Here is a 17,984-nt window from a genome sequence, read left to right as displayed (position 1 = left end):
TCTTTTGATCGGCGAGAATTTGCCACCCCATTCAAGGTGACACATGCGAACAACTTACTTTGACCCAAAGAGACGATTGAAGACCGAGGTTGCTACGCCTGAGTTAAAACAATCGCAGCGTGCGACGACGCATGCCTGGGAGAAGTTTGTCGAGTGCGGACGGGCAGATGAGGAAATGGCACAGACGGTTCGTTCTGAAATTCTGGAATCCTGGGCCCGGTGCACCGATTCAGGGATTAGTGCGTTGGCTATTGCCACCCCGGAAAAAGTGGACAAAGAAGATGTCTTTGTGTTGCGCCGAAAAAATCGGTCACTCTGTCAAGCAGCACATGCCGCGTTCTTGCGGTTGGCGCCACATCTGGCAGATTCTGGTGCAATCCTCATCCTGACAGATCAAACGGGTACGATCATAGACGCCACAGGCGATCCTCAAACGCTGGATGCTGGCCTCGAAATCCAGTTGGAGATTGGCGGTGTCTGGAACGAAGATGTGATCGGGACAAACGGGATCGGAACCGCCTTGCGAACCGGAAAGCCGACCTATGTTCATGCAAGCGAACATTTCTGTCAGGGCATACAATCCTGGACATGTGCCGGAGTTCCCGTATTTGACCCGTTGGACAGATCCATCATCGGAGTCGTCGACTTGTCAGGGCCGCCTGACATTTTCCAACCACATAATGTTGCACTTGTCGTTGCGGCAGCGCGTGAAATTGAAATCGCACTGGCCGAACAGCAGCGCGAAGAGCGCACCAAGCTGTTGGAAGCCTACATCGATCTGCCCAAGACCCATGACAGCGACGAAGCGATCGTTCTTCTGAATGGATCCGGGAGGATTGTGTTCAGCCGGAATACCGAAAAGGCATCAGATCAAAGTCAGAACAACCTGCCGATCGGAAGGCAACTGTTAAACTTCAACCCTAATATGACAGATGGCGAACTTGCCGCTGCTTTGCCGGCCAATCTTACCGCCAAGGCGATTGATATTCTGAAATCCGGCGGAAAAGTCCAAGGGGCGGCACTTATCTTGCCTGATAATTCCGCACCCCTGACCCGGTCCAAGCCCAAGGGTATTACCATCAAACCCCGTGTCGGAGTTCAGGAGGATGAAATTACCATTCTCGGTGAATGCCCGAAAATGTTGGAAGCCCTTGAATTTGCCCGTCGAGCCGCATTGGCCAATGCAACGGTGCTGGTTCAGGGTGAAACCGGTGTTGGAAAAGAGCTGTTTGCACGGTTGATTCACAGCCACCATACAAAGAAGAATGCGCCCTACGTTGCGGTGAATTGCGCCGCCATTTCCGGAGAGCTTATCGGGGGAGAGCTCTTTGGCCATGTGGCGGGGGCTTTTACCGGCGCACTACGCGAAGGGAAGGCCGGAAAATTCGAACAGGCGAATGACGGTGTCTTATGCCTGGACGAAGTCGGCGATATGCCTCCCGAATTGCAAACTTACCTGTTGAGAACGCTGGAGCAACGCGCCGTCTACCGGATCGGGTGCGACAGGCGCCGACCCATCAACGTTCAACTGATTGCTATGACCAACCGCAACCTGCGCCAGGATATTGAAGCTGGGCGGTTCCGTCGAGATTTGTTCTATCGCATCGGAACGATCGTCATTGATGTCCCTCCCTTGCGCGAACGCGGCCGGGATATCGATATTCTAATTGACCATTTCAATCTGATGCTTTCGGAGAAGTTCAGCCGTGCACCGCTCAGGTTTGATCTCGATGCCTCCAAAGCCTTTCGAGAGTATTCATGGCCGGGCAATGTCAGGGAACTTCGCAATACAGTTGAACGTCTTTGCCTGCTGCATAGTGGCGATACAGTTACATTGGCAGATCTGCCAAGCGAGATTTCGCAACCGGAAAGCAACGTGTTTCTCTCCGGAGATGTCCAACCGAGGACGAATACAAATCTGGATTTGAATGGCGTCGAGTCGATAGCAATTCAACGAACCATCGATCGAGAGCACGGCAATCTGACAAAGGCCGCGGCGCAGCTGGGGATATCGCGACCAACGCTCTATCGCAAAATTCGGCAGTACGGACTGGACCGTGGCAAGTAACCCTGAGAAGTCTCTGCTGTCTGAACGAGGAGTGCGCCGAAGACGGCTGAGCGACACCTAGAATATCGAACGTCGTTAGTTGGTCCCAGAATTGATCGCACCTTATCCACCTGAACAGGAGTTGTTGGGGATCAAAGGTCGAAAGGCGTCAACAAGTCCAGATTTCCACAGAGAGTTCGCAGTGCGTCTAGTTCAAATCTGATTTCTTGGTATCTCAAATGTTTCCATTGATCCGGCCGAAGGGGAGAGCTCCGACCAGATCAATGTCACCGGTCCCTTCAGGGGACAATGACACCCCGACCTGTAAAGCGTCGGTTCTTGAAGTCGTCGATAGCTGCGTTGATGTTCGCAAGTGAGTACTCAGTTTGGTGCATCTTCACCAATCCATCCGCGTTAAGCTCCATCAACTCTACAAGCTCAGTATAATCGCCAACCAGACTTCCGCCGATTTTGATCTCGTTGACCACAAGCTCAACGGTGGGCACCTCGATCGTTCCGCCATATCCAACGACAATCAGCTCCCCGCCCTGCCGCAGAAGTTTCCAACAGATATTCTCGACACCCAGTTCACCTACGAAGTCAATGACCACATGGCTACCTCCGCCGGTGACTTCCTTGATCTGCTCAATCAGGTCCGGCCCGCCGTCCAGTACGATATCCGCCCCAAGCTCCTTGGCCAGCGCCTGAGCGCCCGGTTCACGATCAACAGCAATCACACGCGCACCACATAGGTTTTTCAGGCATTGAAGGGCTATGTGACCAAGGCCCCCAACGCCCAGAACCGTGACATATGCCCCGGGGTAAACTAGGGCAGCGGCCCGTTTCGCAGCACGGTAAGCCGTTATTCCGGCATCGGCCATTGGTGCGACTTCAAGGGGGGTGATGTTGGTGTTCAACTTGATCAAAGAGCTTTCGTTGGTGACGAAATATTCTGCAAATCCACCATCAAGGCCAAGCCCGGGAAACAACCCATGATCACAATACATGTCATGCCCATACCTGCAATTGAGGCAGATGCCACAGCTACGGTGAGGGTGGCAGATCACTGCATCACCGGGTTTGACAGACGTGACATTGCTGCCAACATCCTCAACCCAACCCGCGTTTTCGTGGCCCATAACGTACGGCAGGAGGCCGCCTTCCAAATCCATTATGTCTTTCCACACGCCTTCGATGATGTGCAGGTCCGTTCGGCACAGCCCCGCCGCTCCGACCTTTACGATCACCTCGTCCGCCGAGTTGATAGTGGGTGCCGAGACCTCCTCGATCTTGAGTTGGACGTTCATCGCGGGATCGTATTCGTATAACCTTGCCGCCTTCATATGAGATTCCTTCCGTTCCTGTTCCTGTTGCGCTGCAGATCTGGTCAGGCCCGACCAAGAAGTTCGGCTCCACCGCCCAACGCGGCTCCTGCGGTCGGATCGGCTTCTCCTTCTTCAAGATCACCAACCAGAGTTTCTGTCGTCAGGATAAGCGTTGCGACTGAAGTTGCGTTCACCAGGGCGCTGGCCGTCACCCGCGCCGGATCAATAATCCCTGACTGGAACATGTCGCGAAACTCGCCACTATTAGCGTCATATCCGTGGCCCGCCTGGGCAGAGATTACCGAGGCCACAACTGCACAGGGGTCAGCTCCGGCATTGCTGGCTATCCGTTCTACCGGGCGGGTCAAAACCGACCGCACCAGATCGACGCCTTTGCTGACGTCACCTTCGTTCGCCAAAGTCAGATCATCCAAAACAGAGCCGATCTGGGCCAGCGCCGTGCCGCCGCCAGCTACGACGCCGTCTTCTGCGGCGGCTTGAACCGCACAAAGCGCGTCTTCGATCAGCTGAATTTTGCGCTTTTGTTCCACGGGTGTGAAGCCGCCCGCGTAAATCACCGCAGTGCCGCCTGACAATTTCGAGATCCGCTCGCGCAATTTGTCCTGTTCAATATTGGGTGGGGCGACATCGTGTTGGCGTTGCACCTGATCCCGGCGCGCTTTGATCGTTGCAGGGTCGCCTTCGCCCCGAATGATGCTGGTCTGGGACGCGCTGACCTTGACCTTCTGCGCGCCGCCCAATTGGCCCAGCGTCACATTTTCGATTTTTTTGCCGAGATCGCGGGCCAGAACCTCGCCGCCCGTCAGGATGGCCAGATCATCCATCATCGCCGCCCGCCAATGGCCGTATTCCGGCGGGTGAACAATCAGGTACTTTCCCGCGCCGCCGCCGTCCATCAAAGTGATCACCACTTCAGGCGCAATTTCCTCGGCGACAATCAATAGCGGTCGGTTTTGCTTGTTGGCAATCGCGCAGGCGCTTTCTAGAATGTCAGGATGCAGGATTTTCTGGTCCGTCAACAGGATCAGCGGATTGTCCAGCACAGCTTCCATGTTGTCCTGATCGGTCACCATGTGATGTGAAATATACCCGCGCTCAAAGGACATGCCTTCGACCACTTCAAGGTTTGTGTCGATCGTGACCGAAAAATCGGCGCTGATTACACCTTCCTTGCCGACGCAATTAAACGCTTCCGCCACCATTGAACCCAGTTCTGGGTCAGTGGCTGAAACACGTGCGACCGCCGCAAGATAATCCGGGTTGTCGTCACAAGACCGTGCCGTTTCATCCAATCCTTGGATAATCCGTTCAACGGCAATTTCGATACCTTTGCAAAGATCAACCGGTTTAACGCCCTGTTCGGTGATTTTCACACCCTGCTGAACAAGCGCGTTGGCCAATACGATTGCCGTAGTCGTTCCGTCGCCAGCAACTTCGTTGGTCTGCATGGAGACTTCACGCACGACTTGCGCACCCATGTTTTCAAACCGGTCCGGCAATTCGATTTCCGAAGCAATCGTGACCCCGTCCCTGGTGACCAACGGCGTCCCGACCGGCCGGTCAATCATCGCGTTCAGACCCTTGGGGCCGAGTGTGGGCTCCACCGCAGCGGCAAGCTTCAACACGCCTTGTGCCAGCGCCTGCCTTGCGGTTCCGTTATGAATAAGAAGTTTGGCCATGGAGATCTCCTTGTCAGGCACATAGGCCCGGTCATTTGAGTTTGCTGTGCCTGAAGCGCGGAAATCGATCCGCTAGATCATCAACTTGAGGTTTCTGTCGGTGTCTTGAACAGGCACGCGCTTCTGGATAAAATCGATCAAAGTTGGCCCATCTTCGCCAATCTCAACCTCTTTATATCGGGTTGATTGCAGCCCCCTGCAAAGCGCACCGTTGAATTCCATATTGATCCGGACGCCACGTAGCCGGGCCAGATAATCTTGAAGCCCGTCTTCGGTTAGCCTATCTCCGTCCCAAGTCACAAAAGCCAGATCGCCGGGATTTTCGGCCAGTTTCCGAGACATCAGAAGCGCCCGGTATCTGGGCTTTTGCTTAGTTTCCTCAGCGCCGCTGAAACCAATTGCGTCAAAGTTTTGCAGCGTCATGTTAACGATATCTGCCGCAGAAATTCCCTTGGTCTTCAGGCCCAGAAGAACGGATTCCTGACGCCGCATGAATGCCTTTTCCAGAAATTTAGCGCGCACGGCAATCAGGTCTTCACCGTCACAAAACTCAGCGAAAACACTCCTGAATTCGCGGCCACCGTTCACGCCTTCGTTTACGCGATCCGCAAAACAATGGTCATTCAGCGTCACTCCGACGTCCTTCACCCACGGCAAGTTTGAAATCGCATTGTGGATGTCAAACGCCATGAGGAAGGCAAAATTGGGCGAACACCAGTAGGTTGGAAGCCTAAACTCGACTTCCAACCTGCTTTTTTGCTGATCGACCGAAATATTCTCGATAAAACCCATCTCCGTCACGGGCTCATCAAGTTCCGGATCTGTGACATGATCCAGACAGTCCCATATCTCGGTCACCAGCTCAGTTTCTTGAAACTTCAGAAACATCCGCTCATTCCGCCGCTATCTGAACAGGCGTACCGCTCAGCTGTTTCTTCTTGGCTTCGACATCAATATCGTAAAGTGCTGCGGCATTCAGACCGAGGATCTTTTCCTTAATTTCATCGGTCAGTTGCACACCACTGCGTTCAGCGGAGATATCTTCGGGGATCTGATATTCCCAGAATTGCTCGACCAGCCATTGCGGGGTCCAGATGGCGTAATCAGACCCGAACAGGATCTTGTCTTCGCCGATCCACCAAAGAAGTTCCGCCATCACCTCGCCAAAGTAGCGCGGACGGGAAAATATAAACGGCATTGCAACAGCGAGACCGGCATAGACATTGGTTTCCTGCGTCGCGATCCAGCAGAAATCATCCAGGCGCGGCAATCCGCAATGTTCGATGATCCAGTTCAGGTTCTGGAAATCGGTGGCTGCGTGATCAACGTCGTGTACGTCAAACGCGTCTTTATTCAGGGGTATGATGGTTGGGCCTTTGTGGACATGAATGTTCTTGATGCCTAGCTTGTCGCAAAGCTCGAAACACCTGTAAGCCGCCGGATCGTTCAGCGCCCATCCTTTGCTGTCTCCGTTCCATTCGGCGGTGTACATTTTAACGCCTTGGATATCGAAGTTTTCCTTCATGTAGTGGATGTATTCCAACGCCTTCTCACCATCCCGCGGATCAAAAGATCCATTCACGATAAAGCGTTCAGGATGACGGGACGCCATCGATGTGCTGCGCTCGATGCTGGAAAAACCGTTCTTGTAGAAATCCCGAAGATACGTCGATTGGATGATTGCGATATCGTCTGGACCGTCGATGAAGAGATCGCGATAGACATCATCTTCGGAATACTTTTCGAACCGGTCTTTTTCCCACAATTGCTCGGGCGGACTCAAGTTGGTGTGATAGGCATAGAAGCAATCGATGAACTGTTTGCCATGAACGTTGCTTTGGTTTTCCGGGCTGCCATCCCAGAAATGGGTGTGCCCATCGATTATGAAGATTTCCTTGCCGGATTTGGTCTTAAACATTTTTTTCCTCCTAAGGTCGTTGAGGTTGTTCGGCATTGAAAATTGAATGCACCCCCGGGCTAGACCCGGGAGCGTGATGAGAGGCTGCTATTCAACGAATTCGAGAACATCATCCATGTTGCCAAACAGAACCACCGTATTGTCATCAACACGGACCATCCGCCCGTAATGAGTTGACGTGTTCACCTCGAAGGTTTCCGCCGTCATTTCGCGACCCAGAAAATCGCTGATCTCATCCATTTTGAAGGTCAGCTTGCCTTCACCATCGATGCGAATGGTTGCCGGATTATGGGTGATGGTCACTTTGGGGTCTTCATTCATGAATTCAGCAATCGCTCTCGCCTCAACGGAGTCGTTCATTGTCACGCCGCACTGGTGCGAAATGGTTTGCTCGAATTTGATATCCTTCATCGACTTGAAGATGTTCGTGTTTGTTGCGTCACGCGCTACATTTGACATTGGCGTTTTTCCTCTGAATTAACGGGTGAGTCCCAGTTCGGTCAGAATTTGACCAACACGTTCGTTCGAGACGGCTTTGACATCTTCGAACGAGACAGGTTTGGAGTGAGGTTGCGACCAGATGGGTTGCAGGCCCAACGCCGCATTGTCAGCCAGGGTGCCATGCTTTTTGACCCATGACTGGAACAGCGCCTTGTTGTGCGCACCGTGCTCTTCGTCGTTTACCAACAGGTACATTAAGTCGATGGTGTTGGCCAAATTCCGTTCGTAGTCGGCCTCGGCGGCCGAAATCACAGGTGGCGTTATGAAGTCGTTATTTGCAGCTGCCGCCTGCATCAGGAACCCGGACCGGAACAATTCGCCAACCAGTGGCTCAAAGATCAGGTTGATCGCGAAATATTGCTCCAGATAGTCCTCTGAACCCATGATCGTTTCAATGGCTTCGCGGGTTGCCTGCCACATCGGGTCTTCCAGCCAGGTTTTCTTGCCCAGTTCATCATCCCAACCTTCGATATCCATGCCAATTTCAGCAAGATAGAGGGTGATGTCCTGAGAAAGCCGCAGCTTGTAAGAGGAGTTGGTCAACGTCGCGTTGTTGATCATCTGGGTATAGCCATAGCGCTGTGCTTGCATCAGCGATGTGCCCAGACCGAATTCGGCGTGCTTCCAGGCGCCCAGATGAGCCTGCAGGATACGGTTCCAGGATTTGTCGAATGCTGCGTGCGCACCCGCTTTGCGGGCGTTCGCAATCACTGCCTGGACCATCGTGCAGATCTTCGATTGACGCTGGTAATGGGTGCGCTCCCATTCTTGGTCAGGCGCTCGGAAGGCGTGCCAATTCGAACTGAGAGCCGCAGTAAAGTTCTTCTGGTAAGCGCCACCACCTTTGCCGCCGTCGAACTCGATAATCCAGTTCTGGATCAGGTAGCGCTCGGGATCGGGTTGCACGTCGACAGTGACATCTTCGTAATGCGTCGCTCGCTTTCCCCGCGGCTCATAGTAATTGTATTTGCGGCTGTTCGATCCGACAAATGTTGCGGCACCCGCGGCACCGGAACCGACAGAACTTGATGTAGCTACCATTGTAGCCTCCCTTGGTTAGTTTCATTCACATGACTAGCGATCAGCCCAAAAAAATCAGTGGGCCGATGAACCGGAAGTCGGTGTGAATTTGTCGTAGAAAATGCGCTCCAATTCGAAGTCATGCATGAAAAGCACTGGTGTCAGGGCATCGATCATCGGTGGCGGACCACAGGCGTAAACGTCGCCCTCGCCGTCGAGATCCATTTCCTTAAGGCGGGTGTCCACGCATTCGTGCACAAAACCGCGCTCACCGGTCCAGGTGTCGTCATCATCGGCGTGACTGAGTACCGGGATAAACTCGACTGACGGGTTTTTCCCCGTCACTTCAGCAATCTCGTCCAGCTTGAACAGATCATCCTGTGTCCGCGCGCCAAAGAAGAACATGATCGGCCGATCTTCTCCGCTGGCCAGTTGGTCGTGCAGGATTGACCACACCGGCGACATGCCCGATCCGGCGCCAACCAGAATCACGTGTCCTTGTCGCTCTTCGCGTCGGAAACACGTTCCGTAGGGCCCTCTGAGTGTGACCGCGGCACCTTTTTTGATCCCTCCCGCGTCGAGCTCGTTTGAGAACTTTCCTTCGGGGAATTTTTTGATGATGAACGAGAGTTTTTGGGCTTCGCTCGGCGAATTTGCCATGGAGAACGAGCGTGTAATCGCCTTCCCTTTTTCGGGGGCAACCGTGATGTCGACATATTGACCCGCCCAAAACTTGAGCGGTGTATCGATTTCAATCTCAACACCGCGAATATCATGGGTTAGTTTTTGGAAATCGACAATTCGACCGTCGAACACCTTGACCGGAATGGATTTTGAAAGAACTTCTTCGTCATAGTTCAACAGCTCGATTTCGACATCACTGTAGGCCAGAGTGCGGCACATCAGAATTTGCCCGCTATCGCGTTCGAAATCGTTGAGGGCAAATGTCGAATACTTCAGTAACTCGGTCTCACCGTCCAACTGAACACATTTGCAGGCCGAACATTGACCTTCCTTGCAGCCATGCGGCAGCGCAATGCCCTGTCGGAACGCGGCGTCGAGGATGGTTTCATCTTCTTCCACCTCAAACTCTACGCCTACCGGCTCTAGTCGGACGTTGTATACGTCACTCATCTACCATTGCTCCTGTGGCTTTAAAGCTTTGCGGGTTGCAGAAAACCCTTGTGCAGGGGTCGTTGCCGACCCCTGCGATTGGCTTAGTTGCACGGATTGATCGTGAACCCGGCACGGTACTCGGCCAGATGAGCCTCACGGTCTGTATCCGACATGCCCCGCAGCGCATTGAGCGGCGAACCAAGGGTGTGGCCACGCACATGATCGAGCGTCCACATATCCTTGTCGTCGAAACGTAGATGCGGTTGCGGAACCAGAGTTTTGCCGTCTTCGCGGACAAAGTTGAGATCCGTAATGGCATCCGCCAGATCCCAGCCATCATAGACGGTTTCCCATTCGCGCTTGCCCGAGAACTTGCCCATGGCCGGCGTTGGACGACCTTGATACTCGTCCGCGAATGCCTCTACGGCTGTCCAGCGATCCAACTCATGCGCAAAGGTGTGCAACTGACCGTCGATTTCATCAACAACCATGTCTTCGCGGATCAGGCACGGCACCAGACACGACCAGCAGCGATGCGGATAGACGTATCCGACGTCTTCATTGAAGGTGATTACCTTCTGGCCGGGAACACTCAGCTTGGCATACCACTTCCAGAAGTCGCCGAATTCTGCATACCATCCTGGGTACTTGTGCTCGAACCACTCAAAATCCTTCTCGGTCTGAGCTTCGATCCTCCAGAAATTAACCGGCCAGCCAACGGCGAAGAATTGAGCCACTTTGTGCACATAGTTCTTTTCCGTTATCCGCTTCCAGGCTTCCTGCACATCGTCGTGATGCACTTTGACGCCATATTTTTCGAGCGGCAGCATGTAGGTCCGGTAGTAGTCTTCGAAAATCCACCGATGCCACATTTCCGCGTAGGATTCTTTCTCCTTGTCACGATTGGTTGTGCCATATTCGATGAAAGTACCGATCGCCGCATCGACGATGGCGTGGTTCTGCCAGAATGCATAGCGCAGGTCGCGTTCGAGCAGCAGATGGTTCTCTGGCTCTTTCAGCGCGGCCATCAGCAACGAGTGTCCATTACCGATGTGGCGGCTTTCGTCCGATTGAACTGACAAGAACACGGTCGGAAGCGCATAGTCGCCGTTACGAGCGGCTTCAGAAGGCATCGCAACGAACAGCGTGTTGGTGAATGCGGTTTCCGCAACGACGGTCAGGTACATGCATGCGGCCGTCATCGTATCACCAGTGAGGAACCCTTCGCCAAACTGACGTCCAATTGTCGTCGCGTAGCATTTGCCGAAAGCTTCTTCCGTGATGTCAAACCCCGCTGGGTCGATGTAGTTTTCCATGTACCACTTCTTCAGATTCATCTGAATCGTGGAGTGGCGGAATTCATCGACCATCTGCATCGTAAAACCAGTGCGCAGGTCTTCACCGGGAGCCAGACGCGCAACCATCGCCATCGAACGGGCGGCCGAGATTTCCGGGAAGGGAATAATCGCAAGGAACAGCTTCATCCATTCGATCCAACGCGGCTCGACATTTCGGAACATGTCGCCACGAAGGGCCGCATCCAAAGCGCCATATACCCGGTTGTCTTTTTCTTCTTCCATCGGAAAATAAGACCGCAGCACCTGTTTCATAGGGTCACGAGGAGCTTTGGTAATTTTGTAGTCGGTCGGAAAGGTGCTAGCTTCCTGCACATAGGTAGGGTTCCAGCCAAGATCGGAAATTTTCTTGGTGGCCGCTCCCACCGATATCCCCCGCTGGGACGTTATTTTGTTTAGCGTAATCGCCATGCCATGAGACTCCTTTAGCTCTGACCGGTCCATCGGTCTGTTGAAGGCAGCAGATGCTGCCAGTTCGTTCGACAAAGTCATGGCGCGCACGATAGTAATTACAGCCACGGGCCATTGTCGGTCGGGTCACGGCAAAGGTTTGAAAGCATGGGTCACCGCTTTGCAGAGCGGCAATTCCAGCCCCTCCGATCTAACTGCGGTTGTCCGCTCCCTGTTCCTTCGTTCTTGATGGTTTCCGAATTTGCGGAAACGCGGCGTTATGTCTTGGTAGTTGCAATTGCCGTGCCACAATGGGCGCGTGAGAGAAGAAAAAACCGAGAAATACGGAATTTAATCGTAAAATTCTGTTTTTAAATGATTAAATTTTCATACTGATGTATGAATTTTTCAAAACCGCTGAGGATGAAACGGCCGTGCATTTTTTCCGTCAGCAAAAAGTGTTCCATTTCGTTACACTTTTACACATGCGGCGCCGTTACAGGCATCCGACAGTTTTGCGGCGTTACGTTTTTGGTCCCGCATTCGCCTTGATAAGGCACAATTGATAACGCAGGAAATCAACCGCGTGCCCATGCGCAAATGAGAACCGTCGGAATGGCTTGTCCGGATTCTCGAAACCAAGCCTCAGCAGAAGCGCCGCCGCAGTTTTGTTGTCCTGCATGCAGCAGGCAGTCACGGATTTGGTTGTTGCAGGCAGTTCATCAAGGAACCGTCGCACTGCCCACAAACCCAGACCTTCGCCGCGAAATTCCCGCTTGATCCAGAATGAGAGTTCTGTTCCCAGGCTGACAAGGCCCAACGGTCTTTCATCCACGCATAGAACGCGTGCGCAAACATCCGGATCGCCAAGAAACCGCATGTATTTCTGGCCAGCATACTGATCGATCGGGATCGGCAATGCAGCAAGCCAGCGCAACAGATCGTGATCCTGAAGCGCGTGTAGAACAAACCCCTCGTCTGTCGTGAAAAAGGGTCTCAGCGCCGCTCTTTCCTTCCAGGCTCGGGCTCCGATATTCTCAGCTTTTTGGCAGCCTGATATGTCAATCATCCTGACCACTAAGCATGCCTTTTGCGGTGTAAGCTTCAACAGCTAAGCTGCGCTCTTCCAAGTCTGTCATGGAACGTCCTTCTCAGATAGTTGGCGCCTAAAACCCGGTTCTGGTTTGCGTCAAGCTCTAGGCTACGTGACCTTGAGGTTCCAAACGCGGTTAAACACGCTCCTGATTCAACAAAAGAGAAAGCTCTGCCTTCTTTCGGCGCGTGGCAGGCGGACCCAGCCCAAGAGATTGCCGGTATTTTGTGACAGTTCGTCGTGACACCCTAAGACCGGATTTCTGCATCAAACACGTGATCTTACGGTCATTGAGTGGTAATTCCTTATCTTCGCCGGCGATCAGTTTTCGGATCATCTGCAGTGCCACATGTTTGGTTTGTGGCTGATCACAGTATGAAACCGGGTTACAGAAAAGCGACTTCATCGCAATCGATCCAAGCGGACATTGAACTGATAATCCAGACGATATCCGGCTAACGGTGGCCTCGCTGACATCAATATCGTCCGCTATTTCACTCATGCGCATCGGTGTCAGAGCCGGGTATCCGTGGATCAAGAAATCACGCTGGCGGGCAAACACTGCCGCGACCAGATCCAAAGTCGTGGAATTCCGGGTTTCAACGGCAGTTTGCAACGCTCTAGCTTCGTGGAACAGTTCATGTAGCGCGCCGTTTTGTGAAGGCTTGTCTGACGCGTAACTCTCGGCGATGGGTGACAGACGAATGGTGGGATAGCTGGATCTATTCAGCTCAATGCTCAGCCCCTGATCGATAACGTTCAGCACCACATCGCTGCTGATTTGACGCACTTCTTCGACCCCAAATACGCTGCCGGGCTTTGGATCCATTCGGCGGATTTGATCAATTCGGCGAGCTAAACTTTGCGTATCGGTTTTTAGCCGCCTCGCCAAGGCTGGCAATTTGCAGGTCATCAGTTGGTCAAGGTGCTCGATGAGTGCTGCCATGACATCGTCAAGCAAGTCTCGCTCTATCGCCTGAAGTCGAAGACATTCCTTTAGATCGCGCGCGAATATTCCTGCCGGTTCCAAAGTTTGCAACCGCGCCAAGACGTTATGACACGCCTCAATGTCAAAACTGTTATCCTTGGCAATACGTTCGACAGGAACGGTCAACCATCCGCTGGGTTCAATTTCCTGAAGGAACGCCAGAGCGATCCGCGTTTCATGGCCCAAGCGGAAAACCCGGGGAAATTGATCGGCCGTGTTTTGATAAAGACTGATCTGGGTGTCGCTGGGCACTTCCGGAGTATCTCGGTTGTCTGAATGGGTCCCCAAAAACTGTGCGCCGCGATCAATTTCGACGAAAGGATTGCGTTCAATGGTCTGTGCCAGAAATTCGTTCAATTCCACCCGATCCATCCGCATTATTCCGACGGCTTGAACCATCACATGATTCAGCATTTTGCCCTGTCGAACCGAATGGGAAAAACTTGTTTTCATCGCGTTCCCCAGGTGCAGATTTCTGGCAACGCGAAATTGGCTTTCTCATGCTCAATCCCGCAATTTGGGTATTTCAGGCATTGCCGGACCCCTGATCGCTGATAGTCTTGGAACATCGCAACAGGATCAACCGCGCCATGGCTACTCGTTTTGCCTCTTCGACCCCTATGCCATTTGAGGCCAACTATCCCGGCGTGTCTCCGCAACTCATGGCTCGCACCCGACAAATGTGGTCGGCGCGTGGGCTGGACCTGGACACTGTGTGGCGCGACACGATTGGTCGTTTTAGAGGACTCGGCACGGTTGGCTGGCCGAACTTTGAAGAAAACAGCGGTCCGGTCGACCAGTTCTTTATGTTCGAGCAGGCTGCAATCTGGGTGGCATCGCTGAACGCCACCGCCGCAATCGCAATCGACATGTCCCTTACCCGGCTGACCACCCCACAATGGCGCGCACTGCACGCCCTGACATTTCGGATGATTGAACAACTCGATGCGTTCAGGCTGTTGTTCCTGACCGAATTGCCGACACCGTCGATGCAAATCGCACGCACAATTTCCGAAGATATTGATATGGCTTTGGCGTTTGTTTCCCGGCCCAAACTGGCCGCACGGTTTATTGAATGCTCCACAATCGAAGAGGCCAATGAGTTCTGGCGCCGCCATATTGCTGGGGGGCGTGCTTTCAAGGCGGTAAGCGAACAGCTCTATCGCTCTGGCCTGGAATTCGACCAGAGCGGAGAATACGCGGCATGGCGCAAGAACGTGAAAGCAATCCTTGGCACAGCGGTGCACACGTCGTTCAGATCGCCGAGATCGGCAGACGCCAAACACCCGCAAGGACGGCTCCACGACGGCTGCGATTGCCTTTATTTTGTGACTCTGCGGCTGCAAGAGATGTGTGCCTACTCTCATGGTTTGACGAAAAGTTTTGGTGAAGATCTGGAAAGCATTCATCAGCAAAATCCGTCAGCAACTGATGAAGGTTTGGGTTGTCTCACGGCGCGCATCTCCGAAATCACCGTTGATCAGCTGCGCTGGACGCTGACAAACAGTGAGGCTCAAAGCGCACCCCTTTCACAACAGCTACACTAGTGTTCGGTCTGGTTCTGGGCACCCGCCTTTCCTTGCGCGATCCATTGCGCGGCCATGATCAGCGCCCCGGTAGCAAAGTCTTTGCCGTGCTCTTCGATCATCTCGGCGGAAATCGTGGACAACTGCATAAAGAACTTGTCTTTACTCAACTCCTCGGCGGTCAGTTTATCAGCCATATTGGCTCTCCTCGATTTTGTTTGATTTGACAGGGTCACTTAAACATTTGCGCGGGGAAGGTAACGATTGCGACCTTTCCCGACGTATACCCGATCGCAAGATGCTCGCCGGTTTTCGACCAGCAGATGCTGCTCACTTCGGTCGCGTTTTCATGATGGAGCATCATTTCCTGCGAGGTGCCGATGCTGGCGATTGTCACCAGACCATTGGCATACCCGCTTGCCACCAGACTGCGCTCCGGATGGGCTGCTATTACACTGATCGCGACAAAACCGGCCTTGCCCGTGGTTAGCGGTGTTCCGGGCAGATCGTTTTCAGGCAAATCACTGCAATCCCACCCAACTAGTCGAAACGCCCCAGATGCAACCAGTGCATTGCCCGTTTCGCTAAAGGCGGTGTTTCGAACCGGTGTTGGAAAATCTTCGACACGTTGTGCGGTTCCGGTAGTGCGGTTGATAACGTAAAAGCTGTTGTCAGCCGAAGCACAGGACAGATGGCTTCCCGATTTTCGCCAGCTGATTTCGGTGATGTTGCCACCGCATTCAAAAACCTGCGGGGCGGCAGTCGGGGATTGGACGTCGATCACGCTAAGCGTGTTGCCACCCCAAGCCGCCAGCGCCTGAGCATCGGCAGAGTACGCCTGACAGGTAACGGGATGATCCAAACCAATCTCGGCCTGAACCTGCATGTCATCGGTATCATAGAGCACAATCCGACCTTGCCGGGCCAACGCCAGGACATTCCCCGAAACGCTGCTGCATAGCGACGTCACTCCGGTGCTATCGGGCTTGAGCCGTAAAACGACATTCCCCCCGCCGGTGACCTGCTGCACCGCGCCATCCAAGTCAACAACGGCAAAGCCCTGGGTGCCGAACCTTGTGGCTGGCAAATCAGTGTGCGCGGTGACTTCAGCTATCCTGAGAGGAGATACGGCGTTTTCGCGGGGCCGGATCGTCGTGCGCCCGGTTTCAAGGTCCATGCGCGTCCGGATTTTTGGGCTTTCGGCATCTTTTGTCGATGCCAGTGCTAGCTTTCCTGATCTCGACCTGAAAAGTACGCCGGTGTCATCGTGATTGAATACTGTTTCTGTAACCTCGTCTTCCAGAGTCCAATCCCGGGCGAGCAGGCTGAACAACGAAAGCCCTGATGAACTGTTCTCGACCATTCTAGTCCTCCTTTTCCGCCGCAGTTTCAATCTCTTCGTCGATCCTGGCCATCTCTAGCTCAAGGTCATCAATGCGTGACTGACAGGCTGCCAACTCGGTTTCGGTAGAATTTTGGATATCGTTCACTTCCGTAAGTTTCGGATCTTTCATCCGCAAGATATCGTGCCCGCCGGAGAGTTGCAGAAGGCGCAGTAACTCTGTATTTTCTTGCGAAATCCGGCCGATCACTTGCATGCGTTTTTCGAATAGCTCTGGGATATCGTTGGAGTGACCGGGCATTCAACAATCCTCTATGGATCGATTGATCCGCTCAAAACCTGCTGGCAGGAGGCCCGTCAGAAGTTGAAGAAAGACCCAACCCTGCAATTTTTTTCCGCATTGGAGCAATCTAGTTCGGAGCTGGTCGGGGCCGAAAGCGCCGTCACACGCGCGGCCAGAAATGCGGCCCAAACCCCTGGCCCTGCCGCCTTTGTTCGAGCGCAGGAAGAGTTGGCGAAACTTTCCGATGACTTGCGCGACGACATTTTGAGAAATGTCCACGCTCGAATGCGAAATGACGTTGAGGCGATCTGGGACAACCTGCCAGGCGCCCCAGAATCCAGCCGCCCCAATTGATTGCCGGCCACGCATTCTAAGATCTGTTGTTTCAGGTCGGTTCTGGCCCAGTTCTTTCATTCCATGACCCCTTTCCCGAAGGCAGTTTCGGTGGCCTTCCCGATGTGGGCTTTGGATCAGCATAGCCCCTCGCCTAGGGCAGCTTCAGACCCCAACCCGGTTGCTCACTGTCAGAGGCGAAAAGAATAACACCTCACAGGCGTCAGAAAACATAAACTCCCTAAGATAATCGATTTTTCGTTGTTTTCCTGGGCCAGAGCCTTGGTTCGTTAAACTTCGTTACAGGAGTGTAAACCGAAAGGGTTTCATAGTTTTACAAGGCTGCAATCCGGCTCTGATGCGCCGTTTCGGAAAACCGAATCGGGCGGCATTCTTGATGTAACCTACCCGATCAAAGTGATACTCATGATCAAGTCAAAAAAATGCACTCTCTGTCTACGATTTATCTCGTCGCAACAGCGACTACTGCTCCGCCCGATGCCGTAGCGGTTAACCGACTTTCTGACCGCACCGTCTTGAGAGGCATGATGGCCTGCCAGTGAGCAACAACGATACGATATAGGCATAATCGGTCGCGCAAGGCTCATCGATACCGCGGCGAATCTGGGCTTCGGATGCGCAGTATCTATTGATGATATGGCGACCCGAGCGGGCATGAGCCGCGCTGTGTTCCATCGCAGGTTCAAACAGGGCATGACGGTGAACGAAGCGGCGATGGATGTGGGCTACGTCTGCCCGTCTCAGTTCAGCCGCGAGTTCAAACGCATGTGTGGGCAGTCGCCGCGACAATGGAACCACTCCCAACGAGCACATGTGGGAGCTGCTTGAGACCATGGAAGGCAGTTGCGACTTTATTGACAGCAGACATTGGTCGAAGCAATTTCAACAGCAGGGATGTCCCGCATCGTTCCAGTTCGATCATTGCGCAGCGAACGGTCGATCATCCCAAACCGGATATTCATGAATCTTACGACAAGAGAGGAGAGAGAGCCCTTAGTACCAAATGCTGCAGGTCTCACAAACGGG

General features: G+C 53.4%; 17 protein-coding genes. 3 read left to right on the top strand and 14 right to left on the bottom strand.

The window, feature by feature from the left end:
- Nucleotides 1-76 precede the first annotated feature (76 nt).
- A complete protein-coding gene (locus tag AB1E33_RS26000; RefSeq protein ID WP_372580141.1) occupies nt 77-2,068 on the top strand; it encodes a sigma-54-dependent Fis family transcriptional regulator in 1,992 nt (663 codons plus the stop codon).
- Between the two features lie 278 nt (nt 2,069-2,346).
- On the opposite strand, the gene AB1E33_RS25995 is transcribed toward AB1E33_RS26000, so the two are convergent.
- From AB1E33_RS25995 to rpoN, 10 genes are all read right to left on the bottom strand, one after another.
- Nucleotides 2,347-3,390 (bottom strand): NAD(P)-dependent alcohol dehydrogenase, encoded by a 1,044-nt coding sequence (locus AB1E33_RS25995; protein WP_372580140.1) that lies wholly within the window; start codon nt 3,388-3,390, stop codon nt 2,347-2,349.
- Nucleotides 3,391-3,434: 44 nt separating this feature from the next.
- A complete protein-coding gene (locus AB1E33_RS25990) occupies nt 3,435-5,072 on the bottom strand; it encodes a molecular chaperone GroEL (protein ID WP_372580139.1) in 1,638 nt (545 codons plus the stop codon).
- Nucleotides 5,073-5,144: 72 nt separating this feature from the next.
- The gene (locus AB1E33_RS25985; RefSeq protein WP_372580138.1) at nt 5,145-5,960 is read right to left on the bottom strand and encodes an iron-sulfur cluster assembly protein; all 816 of its coding nucleotides are present in this window, start codon (nt 5,958-5,960) and stop codon (nt 5,145-5,147) included.
- Nucleotides 5,961-5,964: 4 nt separating this feature from the next.
- A complete protein-coding gene (locus AB1E33_RS25980) occupies nt 5,965-6,990 on the bottom strand; it encodes an amidohydrolase family protein (RefSeq protein WP_372580137.1) in 1,026 nt (341 codons plus the stop codon).
- Between the two features lie 87 nt (nt 6,991-7,077).
- Nucleotides 7,078-7,449 (bottom strand): MmoB/DmpM family protein, encoded by a 372-nt coding sequence (locus tag AB1E33_RS25975; RefSeq protein ID WP_372580136.1) that lies wholly within the window; start codon nt 7,447-7,449, stop codon nt 7,078-7,080.
- Between the two features lie 18 nt (nt 7,450-7,467).
- Entirely contained in the window at nt 7,468-8,532 is a 1,065-nt protein-coding gene (locus AB1E33_RS25970) for an aromatic/alkene monooxygenase hydroxylase subunit beta (protein ID WP_372580135.1), read from the bottom strand.
- A gap of 54 nt (nt 8,533-8,586) precedes the next feature.
- Entirely contained in the window at nt 8,587-9,645 is a 1,059-nt protein-coding gene (locus AB1E33_RS25965) for an NADH:ubiquinone reductase (Na(+)-transporting) subunit F (RefSeq protein ID WP_372580134.1), read from the bottom strand.
- Between the two features lie 83 nt (nt 9,646-9,728).
- The gene (locus tag AB1E33_RS25960) at nt 9,729-11,393 is read right to left on the bottom strand and encodes an aromatic/alkene/methane monooxygenase hydroxylase/oxygenase subunit alpha (protein WP_372580133.1); all 1,665 of its coding nucleotides are present in this window, start codon (nt 11,391-11,393) and stop codon (nt 9,729-9,731) included.
- Nucleotides 11,394-11,895: 502 nt separating this feature from the next.
- Nucleotides 11,896-12,441 (bottom strand): GNAT family N-acetyltransferase, encoded by a 546-nt coding sequence (locus AB1E33_RS25955; RefSeq protein WP_372580132.1) that lies wholly within the window; start codon nt 12,439-12,441, stop codon nt 11,896-11,898.
- Between the two features lie 160 nt (nt 12,442-12,601).
- Nucleotides 12,602-13,906, bottom strand: a complete 1,305-nt coding sequence (rpoN, locus tag AB1E33_RS25950) for an RNA polymerase factor sigma-54 (protein WP_372580131.1) — start codon at nt 13,904-13,906, stop codon at nt 12,602-12,604.
- 107 nt (nt 13,907-14,013) lie between these two features.
- Between rpoN and AB1E33_RS25945 the strand changes: the two genes are divergently transcribed.
- Nucleotides 14,014-15,000: a hypothetical protein gene (locus tag AB1E33_RS25945; RefSeq protein WP_372580130.1), complete on the top strand. Its 987-nt coding sequence runs from the start codon at nt 14,014-14,016 to the stop codon at nt 14,998-15,000.
- On the opposite strand, the gene AB1E33_RS25940 is transcribed toward AB1E33_RS25945, so the two are convergent.
- Genes AB1E33_RS25940 through AB1E33_RS25925 form a run of 4 tightly spaced genes read right to left on the bottom strand, consistent with a single transcriptional unit; the run spans nt 14,997 to nt 17,018 of the window.
- Nucleotides 14,997-15,176 carry a hypothetical protein gene (locus AB1E33_RS25940; protein ID WP_372580129.1) on the bottom strand — a complete coding sequence of 60 codons (180 nt, stop codon included), beginning with the start codon at nt 15,174-15,176 and terminating at the stop codon, nt 14,997-14,999. The two genes, AB1E33_RS25945 and AB1E33_RS25940, sit on opposite strands and share 4 nt — an antisense overlap.
- Nucleotides 15,177-15,211: 35 nt before the next feature.
- Nucleotides 15,212-16,342: a WD40 repeat domain-containing protein gene (locus AB1E33_RS25935; RefSeq protein WP_372580128.1), complete on the bottom strand. Its 1,131-nt coding sequence runs from the start codon at nt 16,340-16,342 to the stop codon at nt 15,212-15,214.
- 1 nt (nt 16,343) lies between these two features.
- Entirely contained in the window at nt 16,344-16,622 is a 279-nt protein-coding gene (locus AB1E33_RS25930; protein ID WP_372580127.1) for a hypothetical protein, read from the bottom strand.
- Nucleotides 16,623-17,018 (bottom strand): hypothetical protein, encoded by a 396-nt coding sequence (locus AB1E33_RS25925; protein ID WP_372580126.1) that lies wholly within the window; start codon nt 17,016-17,018, stop codon nt 16,623-16,625.
- 576 nt (nt 17,019-17,594) lie between these two features.
- Here AB1E33_RS25925 and AB1E33_RS25920 point away from each other — a divergent pair.
- Nucleotides 17,595-17,786, top strand: coding sequence for a helix-turn-helix domain-containing protein (locus AB1E33_RS25920; RefSeq protein WP_372580125.1), 192 nt, complete (start codon nt 17,595-17,597; stop codon nt 17,784-17,786).
- The last annotated feature ends 198 nt before the right edge of the window (nt 17,787-17,984 follow it).

Origin of the sequence: Ruegeria hyattellae (genome assembly GCF_041537925.1) — a bacterium.
GTDB lineage: Bacteria > Pseudomonadota > Alphaproteobacteria > Rhodobacterales > Rhodobacteraceae > Ruegeria_C.
Note: the sequence above shows the minus strand (reverse complement) of the source record. Positions and strands in the feature narration are given on the sequence as shown.